Raw genomic sequence first — 19059 nt, 5'->3', positions numbered from 1 at the left:
AAACGGAGAGAGTAATATGCCCAGTTATGCAAATCGCTATATAAGTAATTTAACCAGAGACACCTATGCACTGATTCTAGCCGGCGGACGAGGTTCTCGTCTGCATGAGCTAACAGACTGGCGAGCAAAACCAGCCGTTTATTTTGGCGGTAAGCACCGTATTATTGATTTTCCACTATCAAATTGTATTAACTCTGGTGTAAGGCGAGTAGGGATTGCAACGCAATATAAATCTCACTCGCTGATACGCCATGTGCATCGTGCATGGGGGCACTTTAAAAAGGAGTTAGGCGAGTCAGTTGAGATTTTACCTGCATCACAGCGCCATGGTGATGAATGGTATTGCGGTACTGCCGATGCGGTATTTCAAAATATGGATATTATTCGTCATGAACTACCTAAATATGTAATGATTTTGTCAGGCGATCATGTGTATCGTATGGATTACGGCGGTTTATTAGCAAAGCATGTAGAAAATGGTGCCGATATGACCGTGTGCTGTTTAGAAGTCGCGGTTGAAGAAGCAGCAGGCACCTTTGGTGTAATGACCGTTGATCAAGAAAATCGAGTGCGGCGATTCGACGAAAAACCAGCCGAACCTACCTCTGTGCCTGGTAAACCTGGTACATGCTTAGCGTCAATGGGTAATTACGTATTCAATACTGAGTTTTTATTTGAGCAATTACAAAAAGATTCACAAACCGAAGGCTCAGGACGTGATTTTGGCCATGACATTATTCCTGCCATTATCGAAGAGCATAATGTGTTTGCTTACCCATTTAGAGATCCTGCACAAGTAGGGCAACCTTATTGGCGCGATGTAGGGACTTTAGATTCATTTTGGGAAGCGAACATGGAGTTGGTTATGCCTGAGCCTCAATTGGATTTGTACGACCCTACTTGGCCAATTTGGACATACCAAGAGCAGCTTCCTCCAGCTAAGTTTATTTTTGATGATGACGATCGTCGAGGTATGGCTGTTGATTCAACCGTATCGGGCGGCTGTATTATTTCAGGTTCATTAGTGAGAAAGTCATTACTGTTTTCTAATGTACATATTCGCTCATATTGTACTATTGAAGAGTCGGTTATTTTACCCGGTGTTATAGTTAACCGTGGGTGTAAAATTAAACGTGCCATTATTGATAGAAGCTGTGAGATCCCCCCAGGATTAGAAATTGGTTATGATCGTAAAACAGACGAAGCCAATGGTTTTAGAGTATCTAAAAAGGGAATTGTTTTGGTAACCCGCGAGATGCTGACAAAGTTGGACACTAAGTTAAATCAATAATTAAATAGCAAGGCGAAAGCCTTGCAGCTAACTATAAGAGTAAATAAATGCATGTATTAATGGTTGCCGCAGAAAATGATGCGTTACCTAATGCCAAAGTCGGTGGTGTTGCCGATGTCATACGTGATGTACCTAAAGCGTTAGCAACACAGGGACTAACGATTGATGTGGCTATTCCTGATTATGGTTTTGAATTGGGTGAGCGCCGTTTTATTGGTGAAGTAAACGTTGCGTTCAATTCAGCCTCTCACGTTTTATCGCTGTTTGAAATTCCACAAACGCAAAATGCAGTGAGGCAAATAGTAATAAGCCACCCTTTGTTCAGCCAATCACATAGTGTGTATTGCAATGATGATGACAATCGTCCATTTGCTACTGATGCGAGTAAGTTTGCACTGTTTAATGCCGCGATTTGTGAAGCGCTTTTACAAGGGGTATTAAAACAACCAAACACGTTACATTTACACGACTGGCACAGTGCTTGTGTGGCAGTGTTACTAAAATTTGAGCCTCGCTATCGTAAACTTGCTAAGCTGCGCTTGGTGTACACTGTTCATAACTTAGCCTTACAAGGTATTCGCCCTTTTAAAGACGATGACTCTAGCTTAGAAGCGTGGTTTCCCTCATTAAGTTATGATGGTCAATTGCTTTGTGATCCCCGTTACCCTCATTGTTTTAACCCCATGCGCAGTGCTATTAATTTAGCCGATAAAGTACATGTGGTTTCACCCAGTTATAGCCAAGAAGTGCAGATAGCGAGTAACAATGCAGGCGGTTTTTTTGGTGGTGAAGGACTCGAGCGTGACTTACAACAAGCGGCTGAGCAGGGCAAGCTGATTGGGATACTCAACGGCTGTGATTACACAACTCAACACCCGAAGCAGGCAACGCTTAGCGAGCTTTTAGAGCAGATAGAAGCTACGCTTTTTAGTTGGATGGCAAAAAACGTACACTTAGACAGCAGCCACTATATTGCTCACCAACGTGTTTTACAATTTATGGCATCAGAGCTGCAAGGGCCTTTAGTGACCAGTGTAGGGCGGCTCACCGAGCAAAAAGTATTGCTGCTGTGCCAGCCACACAACAATAGTTTAACTATTGATGAGGTATGCAAGGTTATAAACCAATATAATGGTCGCTTGATTGTATTGGGCTCGGGCGATAAAAAACTAGAACAATTATTTACCACTGCAATGGCACGAAATAGCAATTTATTGTTTTTAAAAGGTTATGGCCAAGGTGTTGGTGATTTAATGTATCAACTAGGGGACTTATTTTTAATGCCTAGCTCTTTTGAGCCGTGTGGCATTAGCCAAATGCTGGCAATGCGAGCAGGTCAGCCTTGTCTTGTGCACAGTGTTGGCGGCTTAAAAGATACAGTTGAGCATAATGTGACTGGTTTTAGTTTTACTGGTGATACCTTATTGGCTCAGGCAGAGGCATTTTTAGTTTGTTTATCTGAGGCTTTGAGTGTAAAACAAACTAATCCTAAAGAATGGCAAGCAATAAAAAATAGCGCTAAGCATGCGCGCTTTGGCTGGGATGACGTCATAACTGATTATATTACATACTTATATTAAAAAATTTATTAAAGTTCAGTGACATCCGATCCTATTTACGCTTTAATTACTTAGTCTGGTGAAAATATAATAAAGTAGGTAATGTGTCGGTATTTGTTGCAAGGCAAGCAATTCTCAATCGAAATCAAAACGTAGTAGCTTATGAACTACTTTTTCGCAATAGTTCTGAGAACTGCTTTCCTGGTGTATCTGATGGTCAAGCTACAGCAAGGCTTATCATGGAAAACCAGCTAAACTTAGGTACCCGCCATATTACATCGGGTAAAAAAGCGCTTATCAATATTGGTCCTGAGTCCTTAAAGCTTGATTTATGTGATTTCTTACCCTGTAAAGATGTGGTTATTGAATTACTCGAAACCATAGAACCCACCGACGATACTTACGAGCTATGTCGCAAGTTATTCCATAGCAACTATAAGTTAGCCCTAGATGATTTTGTTTACTCACCACAGTGGGAGCGCTTTTTAAAACTGGTCAACTTAATTAAATTTGATATTCGACTTACTCCTCTTGCCGAAATCCCTCTGGTAGTTAATAAACTTAAAAAATATAAAAATATTAAGCTATTAGCTGAAAAAATAGAAACCGATGAAGAGTATAAATTAGCTCGTCAAATGGGGTTTGATTATTTCCAAGGTTATTATTTTGCGCGTCCAGTAATGATAGAGCAAAAAGATATTCATTATAATTATGGGCTGGTCATTGCCATTTACTCAGAAGTAATGAAACCAGATCCTGACATTAAAGTGATCACTGGTTTATTTGAGCTTGATGCGGCACTGGCTTATAAGCTACTGCGTTTATTAAATAGTGGTATATTTCCGCTGCAAAGCCAAATATCATCATTAAAACAAGCGCTGGTATATTTAGGTCAAGCGCGTTTAAAAAAGTTTGTGAGCCTAATTGTTACAGCACACACAGTGCGTGATAAGCCGATAGAGCTTATGCAAATGTGTGTTATTCGCGCTCGCTTTTGTGAATTAATAGCCAGTAAAGTCGCCAAACAAGTACAAGGTGAGGCATTTTTAACTGGGCTGTTTTCTCTTCTTGATGCTATTTTAGATAAGCCAATGGACTTGTTGGTTGATAAACTGCCATTCCCAGATGAAATTAAAGCGGCACTAACCGGCGAGAAAAATGATTTATATTATATCCTTGAAACGGTAAAAGCTTACGAAACGGGAAGCTGGTGGGCGCTTGAGAAAGCGGTATCACTCATTAATTTAGACAGTGCTTTTTTACCAAAATTATACAAACAAGCTGTAAAATGGGCCGATAGCTACAAAGATAATATTTAAAGGGATAGAGTTTGCGTAATTATAATATGGATTTTATAAGGGGCATAGCAGTACTTGGCCTGGTATTTATTAACTGCTATTCCTTCGCAATTTTTGAACTCAATTACACTCCACTCACCACACCTCCGGCTAGCGATAATTTTTTACACACCTTAAGCCTTATATTTGTTGAAGGGCGGTTTCGCACATTATTTACGTTATTATTTGGTGCTGGTCTTTATATTCAGTTCCAGCGACAGCAATGTATTGAGCCATTAAAAAAACGCCTATATTGGCTTATTGTGTTTGGTTTAATACATGGGCTTTTACTGTGGGCGGGTGACATTTTGTTTTTATATGGGGTGTCAGCACTACTGGTAATACGCTATTTAGATTCCACGGATGAAGAGCTTAAAAACAAAGCGGTCTTTTTTACTTTTATCGCTTTACTTGCCACAGCAATGTTTATGTTAGGGCTTAATGAAGAACCACTCTATAGGGATTCTCCCGAGTTTTACCAGATATATAATAGTTATTACCAAAGTATTGGTGCGCATTTTAGCCAAAATATAACAATGAGCATTTATATGTTGCTAACAGTACCTATTTTATTACTGTGGGCAAGTGCTGGCTTTATGCTAATTGGTATTGTTGCCTACAAATGTAATGTGTTTAGTGATGGATTTAACAGATCGGGGCTAATTAAGTTAGTTGTATTAAGTGTGTTACTGACTAGCTTACGATTAGTGTTAACACCATATGATCAAGGTATTGGCTACGCGTTACAAGAGCCTGTTAATGAATTAGCTGCCTTATGCGTGGCGCTACTTTATATTCATTTAATTGTTAAACTATGCAACAACAGCGCGCAAATAGGGGGGCTTATCCAACAGGTAGGGCGGTTAGCGTTTACTTTATACATAAGCCAAACCATTATGCAGTTATTATTGTTTAAAGTGCTTTTCCCTCAGTGGGCGCTTAGTTTTAACCGCATTGATTATTGGCTTGTCGCTATTTGCTTAGTAGTTGTACAGCTTATATTTACTGCACTCTACTGTCGTTATTTTAAGCAAGGACCCCTTGAATACCTATGGCGTAAATTAGCGCAAATTAAGCGCGAAAAAATAGCTTGAGTAGTTTAAACTATGCGCCTTTATATTTAAGAAGATTTGCCATATGACAGACTTAAAGCGTTTAAATAAATTTATTAGTGAGACAGGGTTTTGCTCACGCCGCGAAGCCGATAAATATATTGAGCAAGGTCGTGTTACTGTTAATGGCGAATTACCTGAAATGGGTGTTAAAGTTGCGCAGGACGATGTGGTATTGGTAGATGGTAAGCCACTAAAAGCGCCACCAAAACGAGTCTACATTGCTTATAACAAACCAGTGGGTATTACTTGTACCACAGAACGAAAAATTCAAAGTAATATTGTAAAAGCGGTTAATTACCCTGACCGTATTTTTCCTATAGGTCGTTTAGATAGGCCTTCAGAAGGATTGATTTTTTTAACCAATGAAGGCGACATCGTTAATAAAATCCTTCGTGCCGGAAATAATCATGAAAAAGAATACGTGGTTACCGTAGATAAACCACTTAATCGTCAGTTTGTGAATAAAATGGCGAACGGTATTCCAATTTTAGATACTGTGACCAAAAAATGTAAAGTGACGCAAACAGGTGCTCAGCAATTCACTATTATTTTGACTCAAGGTTTAAATCGTCAAATTCGTCGTATGTGTGAATACCTCGGTTACGAGGTTATTACACTTAAGCGTGTGCGTATTATGAATGTAACCCTTAAAGGGTTAAAAGTAGGGCAGTGGCGGCATTTAAGCGAAGCAGAAATGGCGGTTATTAACGATTCGATTGCTGATTCAGGGAAAACGCAAGAGCATTCGCTGTATGACGATAGTACATCGAATAATAACGTTGGGCTAACCACAAGCAACCAAGCAAAATCAGTGCATAAGCGTGAGTATCAAGGTGACAAGCCTCGAGGTACAAAGAACAGCGAACAACATAAGCAAGCCAACAAAAGCAGTCGTAATACGCCTTATCAGAAACGTTCAACCACCTATGTTGGTAAATCAAATGCCAACAAAGCCAATTCCGCATCAGGAACTAAAGCGAAGAGCAGTGGCACGTTAAGCTTAAAAAAGTAATTAAGTTGGTATAAACCAAGCAAATAAAAAACGCAGCCTAGGCTGCGTTTTTTATTAATTATTAAGACTGTTTAGGGTAGTCAATTCTAAATACCATAGTGTATAAAACCGGCACCACAATTAGAGTAAGTATGGTGGCAAAGCCTAAGCCAAACATTATAGTGACCGCCATCGACTGAAAGAATACGTCAAACAATAATGGGATCATACCAAGTATTGTGGTGATAGCGGCCATAGCAACAGGGCGGACGCGGCTTACGCCTGAATCAAACACTGCTTGATAGGGTGATTTACCCTCGCTAAGCTCTAAGTTTATTTGGTCGACCAAAACAATGCCGTTTTTAATTAACATACCACTTAAGCTTAATAACCCAAGTAGGCCCATAAAGCTAAACGGTGCATTCATTGCTAATAAACCGGCACTTACACCAATAATTGCCAATGGCACTGTAGCCCAAATTACAATAGGTTGTTTTAGAGAGTTGAAAAGTAAAACAGTAATAGCAAACATAGCTAAATAGCCAAGGGGTAAAGAGCCGAATATTGCTTTTTGAGCCTTACTAGATGATTCATATTCTCCGCCCCATTCTAAAGAGTAGCCATGCGGTAACTTGATAGATTCAATAGGGCCTCGTACTCTAGCAAACAATTTAGCGGCTGTTTCGTCGCCCAATACATTTTGATCGGCCATTATTGTAATTGTTCGCTTTCTATCGCGACGCATTATTAGGCTATCTTCCCATTCAACTATAAATTTATCAACGACTTGTGTTACCGGTACAAACACACCTAAAACAGGGCTGTATATTTGCAAGTCATGAACGCTGTCTACATTAAGGCGCTCACTCGCAGGTGAGCGAGCAATAATAGGTAAAAGCTGGGTTCCATCACGATATACACCGACTTGTTTACCCGAAAGACTTGTAAGCAGCACATCATCCAGGTCTGATTTACTGATTCCTAAACGTCGCGCTTTTTGCTCGTTAAACTGTGGGCGAATCATTTTAGTACGTGCACGCCAATCATTTCGAATATTAAACGCACCATCGTCTTGCGCCATAAGCTTTTCCGCTTCAGCTGCAAGTTTTCTAAGAATAACAGGATCTGGACCGGTAAAACGCGCTTCAATTTTAGCATCAGTTGAAGGGCCAATTTCCATTGGCTTTATTTTTAGCTCAGCAGATAGCGCCGAGTTTTGTGAATAATTACGTACTTTTTGCATGACTACCGCAACAGCTTCGCGGTCTTTTACTCTTATAATAAGTTGTCCATAAGACGAGTAAGACTTTTGAGGTGCATAAGTAAGCATAAAGCGCGGCGCACCTTGGCCTGTTGTGCTGGTTACTTCTTCTACAAGTTCTTCTTTTTGCAAATAGCGTTCAAGCTTCTTTATACCGTCTATTGTTGCGCGTATATCTGAGCCTTGTTGTTGCCAGTAATCTACGTAAAACATAGGTGTGTTAGAGGCCGGAAAAAATGACTGCTTAACCGAACCAAAACCAACGACAGCGCTGCAAAGTAATACAACCATGAGGATTATTGTTGATTTACGATAATGCATTGCTAAGTCTAAGAGTGTTTTATAACCTGTAAAAATAAATCCTTTATATGGATCGTTATCTGAATCGTCTTCGGTATCTTTTGCCTTTTTAAACTCATTTTCTGAAAACATAAGATTTGCAAAAAATGGCGTTAAGGTAATAGCGGTTATCCAGCTGAGTAACAAGGATATAAATAACACCCAAAACAAGCTGCCGGCAAACTCACCCGTTGCATCAGAACTCAAACCAATTGGAGCAAACGCAGTAATACCTATAATGGTTGCACCTAATAATGGCCACTTGGTCTGCTCTACAATATTAATAGCGGCTTTAAGTTTGGTTTGACCCCGTTTTAAGTTAATTAAAATACCTTCAGTCACCACAATAGCGTTATCTACTAACATACCAAGCGCAATGATCAGTGCACCTAATGATATACGTTGCAAATCTATGGCAAACAACTTCATAAAAATAAAGGTGCCTAAAACAGTTAGTAATAAAATACCACCAATTAAAATGCCGCTTTTAATGCCCATAAAAATAAGCAAAACAACAATGACGATTGCAATAGCTTCTAGCAAGCTTATAATAAATCCGTCAACTGAGGTCTCTACTTCTTTTGGTTGGTTATAGACGGCATTAACGTCAATACCATGGGGACGCTGGTACTCAAGTTCTGCTAAATGAGCATCTATACGTTTACCCACGTCAACCACATTAACGCCATTCATAAACGACACACCAATTAATAGTGCTTGCTCAGAATTGTATCTAATAACATTTGTAGGTACTTCAGCGTATTCTCTAAATACTTCAGCAACATCACCTAAGTAAATAAGCTCGCTGGCACCTGGTTTAGAAATTAGTAGTGTTTCAAGTTCTTTAACATCTTTAAATTCGCCAGTAGGGTGAAAACGAATTGATTCGTCGCCCACTCTTATTTTTCCTGCGTTAGATACCGTGTTTTGAGATTGTAACAAAGCAAATATATGGCTAGGTGCTATACCAAGTTGGGCTAATTTACGGGTAGATATTTCTACCATTACTTGCGGCTGTTGTTCACCTGCAATAGTAACTTTACTAACCCCTTTAACTAATACCAATTCACGTTTTAAATAATCGGTGTAGTCTTTTAGCTCATCGTAAGAATAGCCGTCACCAATAACTGAATATAAAACACCATATACATCGCCAAAGTCATCTAAAATGGTGCTTGGGTATACGCCACTGGGTAGCGATGGCGAAAGGTCATTAATTTTACGACGCATTTCATCCCAAATTTGGCGAAGTTGTTCTTTTCGATAGGTGCTCTTCATCTCTACGGCTATTTGAGATTTGCCATTTGACGAAATAGACGTGACATGATCAACATATGGCAATTGTTGAATTGCATTTTCTAGAGGAAACGTAACTTCTTCTTCAACCTGTTGCGGCGAAGCACCAGGGTACATGGTAATAACCATAGCCTGCTTTAGAGTAAACTCAGGGTCCTCTAGTTGGCCTAAATCAAAATAAGATACACTTCCGCCAATTAAAAGAAGTAGTGCAAACATCCAACTAATTACTTTTTTTTCTATGGAAAGTTGTGCAAAGCTCATAATTATAAGCCTCGCTCTTTATTCCATGGGCGAACTTTCATGCCTTCTTCTATTGAGTGCACACCAGCAGACACCACAACTTGGCCTTCTTTTATGCCGCTAAGTACTTCTATGCCATCGTGGTGTAATTGGCCAACTTCAACAGCTTGCTTATGAACTTGACCCGTTTGCTCATCGTAAAGCCAAACATAGGCATTATTGTTAATCGCTTTTTGGGGATCAGAAAAAACCGACTCAATAGGCAATATGGTATAAGCAACCTGCGAGCGAGTTACTTTACTTAAATCAATTAAAACACGGCCAGTCATACCGGCTAGCAAGTTAAAATCATCAGGAACTGGTAACGAAAATACAACTTTATAGGTCAGTGTTGCAGGGTCGGCTTGGGTGTCCCACTCTTTAATGTCGAGGGTGTATTCTTTATCTTCAAAACCATCAAATTTAACTGTTGGATGGTAATCAGTGCCTTTTTTAAAACGCGCCACTATTTTTTCAGGAACCTGAATTTCTACGTCCATCAAATCGCGAGTTTCTAGGCGTAAAATATTTTGCTTTGCCTGAATGTTTTCAAAGTTTTTTACAAATACCTTTGCAACGGTACCGGCAAATGGCGCACGCAACTCGCTGTATTCGAGGTTGGTTTCAGCGATTTTAAAAGCCGATTCGGCAATTTGCATATTTGCTAAAGCTTGGTCTAACTCAGATTGGCTAGTGATTTTCTTTTCAAATAGCTGTTCTATTCTGCTCAATTGCGACTTTGCCAACTCATAACGTGCCTTTCGTTCATCAAACTGCAGTTGAAAATCTTCAGGGTCTAATTTTGCTAATAAATCCCCTTTTTCAACATGTTCGCCAGCAAGAACCGGAAACTCTATAAGTTCACCGTTTACTCTAAATGCAAGGTACGATCCCTGGTTTGCAACTACCTCAGCCGGAAAACTACGAATATTAATTTGTGAGTCGTGACCTATAGTGAAAAGTTTAACAGGGCGAATAGGCTCTTCTTTAACCTGTTGTTCTGGTTCAGAACAAGCGATTAAGCTAAGTAAGGTCGTCGTTAATAAACATAGACGAAAGAGTTTCATGTTGTCTCCGTTGCAATATTGGCAAATTAATTAAGTGCAGAATACGCTGCAAACATATAAAATAAAATTCATTAAATCTTACAGACTTAATAAGTTTTATTTATGATGTTTTTAGGTACAATATGAAGCTGAATCAATTAGTAATTTTAGATGCCATAGTACAAAGCGAAAGCTTGAGCGGGGCTGCTCAAAAGCTTCATAAAACGCAGCCTGCGTTAACGCTAGCGATTAAAAACTTAGAATCGCAAATAGGGTTTGAACTTTTAGACAGAACTAAATATAGGTTACAACTTACTGAAAAAGGGCGCATCTTCCATCGTGAAGCGCAACAGCTACTGCATGCAAATGACGAGCTTGCAAAACTGGCGGAAGAGCTCTCATTAGGTAATGAGCCGCAATATAAAATTTGTTATGAGCAGCTTTGCCATAAGCAAAGTTACAACCAGATCATAAGTAATACTTTTAAACAGTTTACCAGCACCGAGTTTTGTATTAGTAGCGGCAAACGATTTGTATCGTTAGAGCAAGTAAATAATGGACAAGCAGAGCTAGGCATTGGTCCGTGGTTTGATTTATTTCATGCCACTGGCGATTTAGAAAGTTTGCCCATAGGTAAGCTCGATATTGGGATAGTAAGCGCAAAAGGGGTTTTACCAAAACAGCTCACTTATAATCAACTACAAAACTACCCCTGCTTAGCGATGTTTGAAAGCGATTTAAGTATAGACAGTGAAAGGCTTTCATATTCCAAAGGGTCAGCAATGATGAAAATAGACGATGTAGCTACCTTAAAATCGTTTTTACTCTCAGGGGCTGGTTGGGCAATGATGAGCTTAGATCATTGCAGACCTGAAATAAAAGCAGGTTTATTACAAGAAATCATTATTACCGACCGTGAGCATAAATTTAGCGCACAAATAAGAGCGTTTAGGCAACACGCTATTCACCATGGTCCAGTGGCGCGTACTGTATGGAACCAATTTAAACAACTAAGCAAGGCATACGCTAATAAAAATGGATATTGATAAACACACTGTAATTTATACTATCATAGCGAGTATACCCAAAGGTTGTGTTGCCAGTTATGGCCAAGTAGCTGCCCTTGCGGGTTATCCTAATAATGCTAGGTTGGTAGGTCGTTTATTAAAAGAGATGCCAAAAGATTCGGCGATCCCTTGGCATCGAGTGGTTAATAGCCAAGGTAAAATATCGTTTCCCGAAGGAAGTGATAAATACCAAGAACAACGACAAAAACTGTTATTAGAAGGTGTTAATTTTAAGAATAATAAAGTGAATATGCGCGAGTGTAGATGGGAGTGATATCACCACTCTCGTCAGATAAGTGCCCGTGTAGGTTGGACAAGTGGCGGAGCCACGCCATCCGACAAAAGTAAAATATCTTGCCAATAACTCTCAATATTTTATGTTGTCGAGTGGCTAGAGAGTGCCAATTGCAGACAGTGGTAACGCCCGCAGCAACCGCAGCTTTGTAGTGGAGCCGCAGGCGCAACGGAAAAGCTGTCGGATTGCCTGCGATTGTTAGGGCGTGACTTAGCGCTACCCACCTTTAATTGCCGCTCCGACAAATACACCAACCAATGAGGACAACACGCCGATGACCACCGGCACCCACCATCGAAGCTCCTTACGACGAACAACTGCTTGAGTTTGTAGCTTCACTGCTACATCTATTAATGCAAGGATTTGTTCCGAGGACAGAGGCAAACGGGAGATATGAGACCTATTGTCTTTCGGCAATGCCTTGAATTGCTCTACCGTAATTACTTCTTCAGTCTGTGTGTTATAGACTCTAGGTTGAGCGCGCCGAACGACTAGTGACTGAAAATCGTCATCGCCTATACCGGCCCGAAAAAATTCGGGATGCTCATTAAAAATGGATTGCCAGTCATTCGCGCTCTTTGGCTTTTCGCCGAGCAAATTAGCCCATGACTCTACCTTGCGTCCCGAATACCTATATGTACCCATTACCTGAATTGCAGCGATTACATCAGCAAGCCTATGTTGATGAGCAAGGTAAGGGGATTGTTTCTCAATCATGACTTGTCCTGTTGTGAGCCCTAACAATTTAATAGTGCGCTCATCGCGCATATTTCTGCCGACTTAACGCTCATTTATCTATTTTATATAGTTTTAACAAATTATCTAAGGCATTACTATCACTAAGTTTTCTAAATTTTTTAGGTAAAGTTAAATGGACCAATATGCGCACAGCGCTCATTTTCATGAATATATGCGCAAGAGCAGTTTAACTAATCTATTAACGACAATATTTAGTCAATCTCAATGACCGTTTCTCGCTGTGTGTTGCATCGAATGGTTGAACTCACAGCTCAAACCAGACTAATCTATATGGCTAACCAGCCTAATAAACATAATTACTGATCGATATATAATGGCTAACGCATCCGCCAATAACAAAGAGGTGCCAAATAGCATGGCTATATTGAGTGCTTTTTGCACTGTAAAAAATAGTACCTACACTATAAAATAAGCCGCCAGCTAATAGCCAATAAAGTGCATTGATAGGCACGTTTAAATAAAGCGGATACACAATGGCTAATGCAAACCATCCCATTAATAAATAAGTAGCCAGTGATACTTTTTTATTGCCATTTTTAACCAATAGCTTATAAGCGATGCCTGCAAACGCTACTGTCCAAATAAAGACTAAGGTAGCCCAAGACCAGAGCCCAGATAACGACAGCAACAAAAAGGGCGTGTAGGTGCCTGCAATCAGTAAATAGATGGCGCAATGATCACATTTTTTGTAAAACGCTCTCAATCTTGGGCGCACACTGGCGTGATAAAGCGTTGAAGATAAAAATAAAATAAACAAGCTACTGCCGTATATCAGAGTACTGGCATAGCTTTTCACACTATTAGTTTGTTTAACTAAATCCCAAAAAACAAAAGCAGCAAATACAATGCCTAAGGCATGACTAATAACATTTAACAGCTCTTCTTTTTTAGAATAGGGAGCTTCAAAAGACATAACAGATCCTACCACTTTGCGAATGAATTTTAGTGTACATGTGTACGCTGAAATTTTCAAATACGAAACAAAGTCATTAATTTACTGAACATTAACAAACACACTATTATTTGGTTTTATTTTAAAATTAATTGGTCAAATTTACTAACCTAGATTTTGTGGATTTCTTTTTTATTAATTTATTTCATTTTAAAACAATGGCTTACAAAGTTTATTCATTATGGCATAGCCCTTGATTGTAACTAAGCGTACTAACCAATAAACAAACAAGGAATACTATTATGAACACTTCAATCAACATCACAATCGCAAGCTTACTTGTATTAGGTTCAACTAACGTTAACGCTACAGAAGTCGATTTAAATATTACAGATATGCTAACTAACACTGTGTCTACTTATGTGTCACAGGCAAGCAATGAACTTGAAAAGTCAGTAAAAGAAGCCGTTTCTTTTGATGCACAGGTTATTCTTGACAGCTTACTTGAAAGTAATCCTGTGGTTGATAATAGCAACATGGACGAAAAACAACGTGTAGTTAAAGCACAACCAAAGCAATAAAAAAGGGAATAAGAGTAATGAACAGTGAGTTCGAACTATTAGCCTTAATGTTGGCACCTGTGGCAAGTATACTGAGTGTTTATTACTTGGTTTACATGATAAAAAATGTGGGAATGAGGTTTAATTAGCGGATGCATTTGCACTGTAAAGCAATCGATGTAACTAAAGCTGATCGACTTGAATAAAGCGCACGTAAATAAAGGCAGAGTGTTTGAAAGAAGTAGACTTTATGAAACGTGCGATTTTCCCATTACCTATATTTATATTACCTGAAGGCTATACGCGATTACGTATATTTGAGCCTCGTTATTTAACGATGGTAAAAAACGCATTAAAAACCAATAGCGGTTTTGTTTTATGTACCTTTGAGCATGACACCCCGTTAAACATAAGCGCCCAAGGCTGTTTAATGGATGTTATTGACTTTGATCAAGACGAAAGTGGTATGCTATTAATTGATGTATTTGCATCTAAGAGTGTGCAAATAGATAACGTGTATCAAGATGAGCAGGAACTTCGCCATGGTGATGTATCCGCTTGCAACACACCTTATTGGTACAACAAAGACAACCACGAAATTGGTCAGCACCACTTTTTACAAGTGACACTAGAAGAAGTCTTTGCGAATAACCCCGATTTGCAATCGCTTTACAAAACCACCAAGTTTAATAAACTCACGTGGATTGTTGCACGATGGCTTGAATTACTTCCCATTTCTATAGAGAAAAAACAACAACTTGCATTTGAGACTAACTTTGATAACTTGCTTAGTTTCCTCCATACTGTGATTAATAACGAATTTGCCTAAAATAATTATGATCCGCTTGTAACCATTGCTCGTAATGGTATTCACTAAAGCAATAACGGGACATTTTACTATGGTAAGTCAACAACAATCACTAAGTTGTGAACCTAACACAGGTAAGTACACTGCCATGCCAGAAACACCAAGTACGGAACTCAGGGAAGCATTAGTTAATGTAGCTCAATCTCGCGATAAAAAATCTTTCGCGTACTTGTTTGAATATTTTGCACCTAAGATTAAGCGCTTCGGCATAAAGCAGTTTGGTGTTGAAGCCCAAGCAATGGAATTAGTTCAAGAAACCCTCACTTCCGTATGGCGTAAAGCCCACTTATACAATAGTGAAAAGGGTGCAGCTACTACTTGGGTCTATACCGTAATGCGTAACGCCTCTTTTGACATGCTTCGTAAAATGAAAAGTAACAAAGAAGAAAATATTAGCGAAGACATTTGGCCGTTATTGAATGAATCTGAAGATACAGATCATGAATACAGCGACCACCTTGAAGACCAACAAATTAAACGTTATTTAGATAAACTGCCTCAAGCGCAAAGAGAAGTGGTGCGCGGCGTTTATTTTCAAGATATGTCGCAAGAGCAGTTAGCTCAACAATTAAACATTCCAGTAGGCACGGTAAAATCACGATTACGTTTAGCCTTGCAGAAATTACGTAATGAAATGGGAGATCAGCATGATTAAACATCACCCGAGTGAAACACTACTGACACAATACTGTGCAGCAACACTTCCAGCATCGCTTAGCCTTGCCGTATCAATACATGTTGATATGTGCCCAGTGTGCCAAGCTAAAGTTGAAAAACTTGAAGCGGCTAATGCGCGAGCAGTTTTTAGTGACAATATGGATGTGGCAACTGATGAGCAAGCCGATGATGTAATTGAATCAAGTTTACTTGATATGATCACTGCCGATGACTCGATTGATGAAGTATATTCTGTTGAACCAGTTAGTATTAATGTTAATGAGCATAATTACAGCTTGCCGAGAGCTTTAACACGGATCTCGCATGGTAAATTTACCCAAGTAGGTAAGCTTGCGCGTTCTCGAATTGCCCTTGATGATGGCCATTTACGTTCAAGCTTGTTACATATAGATGCTGGTGGAGAAATTCCGGAGCACACACATACCGGTTTTGAGGTTACTTTACTGCTTGATGGTGAATTTACAGACGAAGAGGGCAGTTATGTTCCTGGTGACTTTATTTGGCAAGATGGCCGTCATCAACACACCCCCCTAACAAAAGAGGGATGTTTGTGCTTTACTGTTGTTAGTAGTGCGCTACATTTCAATAAAGGACTTAGCAAGTTACTTAATCCAATTGGTGGCTTGATTTATTAAGAGAATCTATGCAAACAGATACAATAAAAATAGGTATTAGCGCCTGCTTGGCAGGCGAAAAGGTAAGATTTGACAGTGGCCATAAAAAATCAAATTTTTGTATGGAAGAGCTGGCCAAGCATGTTGAATATAAAATGTATTGCCCTGAGGTTGCGGTAGGATTACCAATACCTCGTCCAACCATTCGTCAAGTAAAAACAGGCGATACTATCAAAGTGTGTCGTCCGGATGGCACGGGAGATGTTGGCCCACAGCTCACAGAATACGGTAAGAAAATAGCTACAGAACAAGCAGGGCATCTAAGTGGATTCGTTTTTTGTGCTAAGAGCCCAAGCTGTGGCATGGAGCGGGTAAAAATCTACAATGAAGCAGGAACCGGTAACACTTCTGAAGGCGTTGGTTTCTTTGCTGAACAAATTATGAAACATAATCCCTTACTACCTTGCGAAGAAAATGGACGTTTAAACGATGTTCATTTGCGCGAGAACTTTGTAATGCGTGTTTATACATTACATAACTGGCAACAGTTAGTGAAAGAGCCCGTTACTGTGCATCGTTTGACCCAGTTCCATGCTCAATACAAATATTTGTTAATGGCTCATAATTATCAAGCGTATCGTGATTTAGGCAATCTACTCGGAACGTTCGTTGGGGACGATGTTAACGCTCTGGCCGATGAGTATATTCTGGGCTTAATGACAGCGCTTAAACGTCCTGCTTCAAGAAAAAATAATTCAAATACGCTAATGCATTTACAGGGATACTTCAAAAAAGATTTATCAAAAATCGAAAAGGAAGAAATGCGAGATGCAATTGATGAGTATCGCCAAGGGTTGGTGCCGCTTTATGTACCACTAACATTGCTTAAACATCATTTAAAGGTTCACCCGAATGAGTATTTAAGTAAGCAAATTTACTTTAACCCTTATCCTAATGAACTTAAGCTACGTTACGGTTTGTAATGAATACACTATTTTGGTTTAGGCGCGATTTGCGCCTTTTTTCTAACGAGGCGCTTATTGAAGCGCTAAATAATGGTGCTAAACACGCCATTTTTTTTGTGTGCGAAAAACAATGGGCACAGCATAATACTGCTGCTATTCAAATTGACTTACTAAAACGCAGAGTGAGTTATATTCGCGAAGAACTTGCCAAATATGGCGTAAATTTGCATGTAATAGACGCCCCTTTTTTTGCCGATTGCCAAACTAAACTTCTCGATTTTTGTCAGCAACACGATATTAAACACATAATAGCCAACACTGAGTATGAGCTAAATGAATTTAATAGAGACAAAGCGATTCAGGCACAGTGCGACCAACAGCAAATAACATTTACTTTATACGAGGGTGATATCATTGCTCCCGTAGGTAGTGTACGCACTCAAAATAATGAAATGTATAAAGTATTTACACCGTTTAAACGCGCATGGTTAAAGCAGTATCAAGATACACACTTTAGTTTATTACCGTGGCCGTTATCTGAAGAGCCGATAGAAATCGAACAGTGTGAGTTACTAAGTGGTGATGAAAGCTCAATAAAATGGCCTGTTGACGATGATACTTTATCAACCGTAGTCGATAATTTTATTCACGATAAATTAGCAAGCTATGATGACGTACGAGACATACCCAGTGTAAAAGGAACATCGGGCTTAAGCCCCTATTTAGCACTAGGGGTTGTTAGTAGTAAACAATTAATGGTTAATATACAACAACATTACCCCGATATACTGACCACCTCAAAAAGTAAAACGTTTACCTGGGTTAACGAACTGATCTGGCGTGAATTTTACAAACATCTAATTGCTGAATTCCCAAAACTTTCACGCGGTGCCAATTTTAACGAAAAGTACGATAGTGTGAGTTGGCGTGACAGTGACGCTGAGTTTAAGCAATGGTGCGAAGGCCGTACAGGCTATCCACTTGTTGATGCCGCCATGCAACAGCTATTGCAAACAGGCTGGATGCATAATCGTTTAAGAATGGTGGTTGCGAGTTTTTTAACTAAGCACCTACTGATTGATTGGCGCAAAGGCGAGCAGTTTTTTATGCAGCATCTGATTGATGGCGATTTAGCCTCAAATAATGGCGGCTGGCAATGGGCTGCAAGTACCGGCTGTGATGCTCAACCCTACTTTAGAGTATTCAATCCCATCACCCAAAGTGAACGCTTTGATCCAAATGGTGATTTTATTCGTAAATATCTGCCTGAATTACAAAAAGTGCCAGATAAACACATTCATTTCCCACATACTTACTTAGCAGCAACGGGACAAAGTGAACACTGTTACTGGCCAGCAATAGTTGATCATAAAGCGGCACGAGCGAGGGCTTTAGCTGCATTTAAGGTGTGATATGGATAACCAATTATCAGTCGATAAATTTGTAGAAATATATCAAAAGCTTGATAAAAATAACCTGGAGTTATTAACTGAAATTTACGCTCAAAACATTCACTTTATAGATCCGCTGCACGAAATTAATGGTCTTGAAGATCTAAGACGTTATTTTTGTGGTTTATATAGTAATGTTAAGTATTGTCGATTTGACATAACCGACTCATTTACCAGTGATAATAATGCATTTGTATACTGGACAATGCATTATTCTCACCCAAAACTTAACGCGGGCAATACAATTTCAGTGCAAGGGCACAGTAAACTAGTATTTGAAGGTGCGAAAATTATTAAACACCGCGATTACTTTAATGCTGGAGAGCTTTTGTATAAGCATATTCCATTACTGGGCAACATTATTAATTTTATTGATAAAAGGGCTGGTTAATT

18 protein-coding genes are annotated in these 19059 nt (G+C 39.4%); 14 read left to right on the top strand and 4 right to left on the bottom strand.

Translation table 11 applies throughout. From position 1 onward, the window contains the following. The first annotated feature begins 16 nt into the window (after nt 1-16). The 5 genes from glgC to rluF all read left to right on the top strand — a co-directional run bounded on the left by glgC (nt 17) and on the right by rluF (nt 6314). A complete protein-coding gene (gene glgC, locus FLM54_RS17805) occupies nt 17-1291 on the top strand; it encodes a glucose-1-phosphate adenylyltransferase (protein WP_138607932.1) in 1275 nt (424 codons plus the stop codon). 47 nt (nt 1292-1338) lie between these two features. Continuing rightward, a complete protein-coding gene (locus FLM54_RS17800; protein ID WP_178957166.1) occupies nt 1339-2871 on the top strand; it encodes a glycogen synthase in 1533 nt (510 codons plus the stop codon). An 83-nt stretch (nt 2872-2954) separates the two neighbouring features. Then, nucleotides 2955-4169: an EAL and HDOD domain-containing protein gene (locus FLM54_RS17795; protein ID WP_138607936.1), complete on the top strand. Its 1215-nt coding sequence runs from the start codon at nt 2955-2957 to the stop codon at nt 4167-4169. A 26-nt stretch (nt 4170-4195) separates the two neighbouring features. Then, nucleotides 4196-5281 carry a DUF418 domain-containing protein gene (locus FLM54_RS17790; protein ID WP_178957446.1) on the top strand — a complete coding sequence of 362 codons (1086 nt, stop codon included), beginning with the start codon at nt 4196-4198 and terminating at the stop codon, nt 5279-5281. A 43-nt stretch (nt 5282-5324) separates the two neighbouring features. Continuing rightward, a complete protein-coding gene (gene rluF / locus FLM54_RS17785) occupies nt 5325-6314 on the top strand; it encodes a 23S rRNA pseudouridine(2604) synthase RluF (protein ID WP_178957165.1) in 990 nt (329 codons plus the stop codon). Between the two features lie 61 nt (nt 6315-6375). Here the strand turns inward: rluF and FLM54_RS17780 are convergent, their stop codons facing one another. Together FLM54_RS17780 and FLM54_RS17775 are read right to left on the bottom strand one after the other, a co-directional pair. Continuing rightward, nucleotides 6376-9453, bottom strand: a complete 3078-nt coding sequence (locus tag FLM54_RS17780; protein ID WP_178957164.1) for an efflux RND transporter permease subunit — start codon at nt 9451-9453, stop codon at nt 6376-6378. Nucleotides 9454-9455: 2 nt separating this feature from the next. Next, nucleotides 9456-10538 carry an efflux RND transporter periplasmic adaptor subunit gene (locus tag FLM54_RS17775; protein ID WP_138607942.1) on the bottom strand — a complete coding sequence of 361 codons (1083 nt, stop codon included), beginning with the start codon at nt 10536-10538 and terminating at the stop codon, nt 9456-9458. A gap of 122 nt (nt 10539-10660) precedes the next feature. On the opposite strand from FLM54_RS17775, the gene FLM54_RS17770 reads away from it, so the two are divergent. Next, entirely contained in the window at nt 10661-11563 is a 903-nt protein-coding gene (locus FLM54_RS17770; RefSeq protein WP_138607944.1) for a LysR family transcriptional regulator, read from the top strand. Continuing rightward, a complete protein-coding gene (locus tag FLM54_RS17765) occupies nt 11553-11858 on the top strand; it encodes an MGMT family protein (RefSeq protein WP_178957163.1) in 306 nt (101 codons plus the stop codon). Before FLM54_RS17770 ends, FLM54_RS17765 begins: the two co-directional genes overlap by 11 nt. Nucleotides 11859-12095: 237 nt before the next feature. Here FLM54_RS17765 and FLM54_RS17760 read toward each other — a convergent pair whose 3' ends face one another. Further along, complete coding sequence (locus FLM54_RS17760; protein ID WP_178957162.1) at nt 12096-12647, bottom strand: N-carbamoyl-L-amino acid amidohydrolase; 552 nt, start codon at nt 12645-12647, stop codon at nt 12096-12098. Between the two features lie 274 nt (nt 12648-12921). After that, complete coding sequence (gene trhA / locus FLM54_RS17755; protein ID WP_178957161.1) at nt 12922-13551, bottom strand: PAQR family membrane homeostasis protein TrhA; 630 nt, start codon at nt 13549-13551, stop codon at nt 12922-12924. A 281-nt stretch (nt 13552-13832) separates the two neighbouring features. Between trhA and FLM54_RS17750 the strand changes: the two genes are divergently transcribed. The 7 genes from FLM54_RS17750 (at nt 13833) to FLM54_RS17720 (ending at nt 19057) form a co-directional block, all read left to right on the top strand. After that, complete coding sequence (locus FLM54_RS17750; protein ID WP_054201634.1) at nt 13833-14111, top strand: hypothetical protein; 279 nt, start codon at nt 13833-13835, stop codon at nt 14109-14111. A 229-nt stretch (nt 14112-14340) separates the two neighbouring features. Next, nucleotides 14341-14919 (top strand): LON peptidase substrate-binding domain-containing protein, encoded by a 579-nt coding sequence (locus FLM54_RS17745; protein ID WP_171039629.1) that lies wholly within the window; start codon nt 14341-14343, stop codon nt 14917-14919. 70 nt (nt 14920-14989) lie between these two features. Further along, nucleotides 14990-15613 (top strand): sigma-70 family RNA polymerase sigma factor, encoded by a 624-nt coding sequence (locus FLM54_RS17740; RefSeq protein ID WP_138607956.1) that lies wholly within the window; start codon nt 14990-14992, stop codon nt 15611-15613. After that, nucleotides 15606-16271 carry a ChrR family anti-sigma-E factor gene (locus FLM54_RS17735; protein ID WP_054201632.1) on the top strand — a complete coding sequence of 222 codons (666 nt, stop codon included), beginning with the start codon at nt 15606-15608 and terminating at the stop codon, nt 16269-16271. The genes FLM54_RS17740 and FLM54_RS17735 overlap by 8 nt, the downstream gene beginning before the upstream one ends. An 8-nt stretch (nt 16272-16279) precedes the next feature. Beyond that, the gene (locus FLM54_RS17730) at nt 16280-17233 is read left to right on the top strand and encodes a YbgA family protein (protein ID WP_036983978.1); all 954 of its coding nucleotides are present in this window, start codon (nt 16280-16282) and stop codon (nt 17231-17233) included. Beyond that, entirely contained in the window at nt 17233-18627 is a 1395-nt protein-coding gene (gene phrB, locus FLM54_RS17725; protein WP_178957160.1) for a deoxyribodipyrimidine photo-lyase, read from the top strand. Before FLM54_RS17730 ends, phrB begins: the two co-directional genes overlap by 1 nt. 1 nt (nt 18628) lies before the next feature. Beyond that, nucleotides 18629-19057 carry a nuclear transport factor 2 family protein gene (locus FLM54_RS17720; RefSeq protein ID WP_109874949.1) on the top strand — a complete coding sequence of 143 codons (429 nt, stop codon included), beginning with the start codon at nt 18629-18631 and terminating at the stop codon, nt 19055-19057. The last annotated feature ends 2 nt before the right edge of the window (nt 19058-19059 follow it).

The sequence above is a fragment of the Pseudoalteromonas sp. Scap25 genome, from assembly GCF_013394125.1.
Lineage (GTDB): Bacteria > Pseudomonadota > Gammaproteobacteria > Enterobacterales > Alteromonadaceae > Pseudoalteromonas.
The sequence above is the reverse complement of the archived record's forward strand: the minus strand, read 5'-3'. Positions and strand labels throughout refer to the sequence as shown.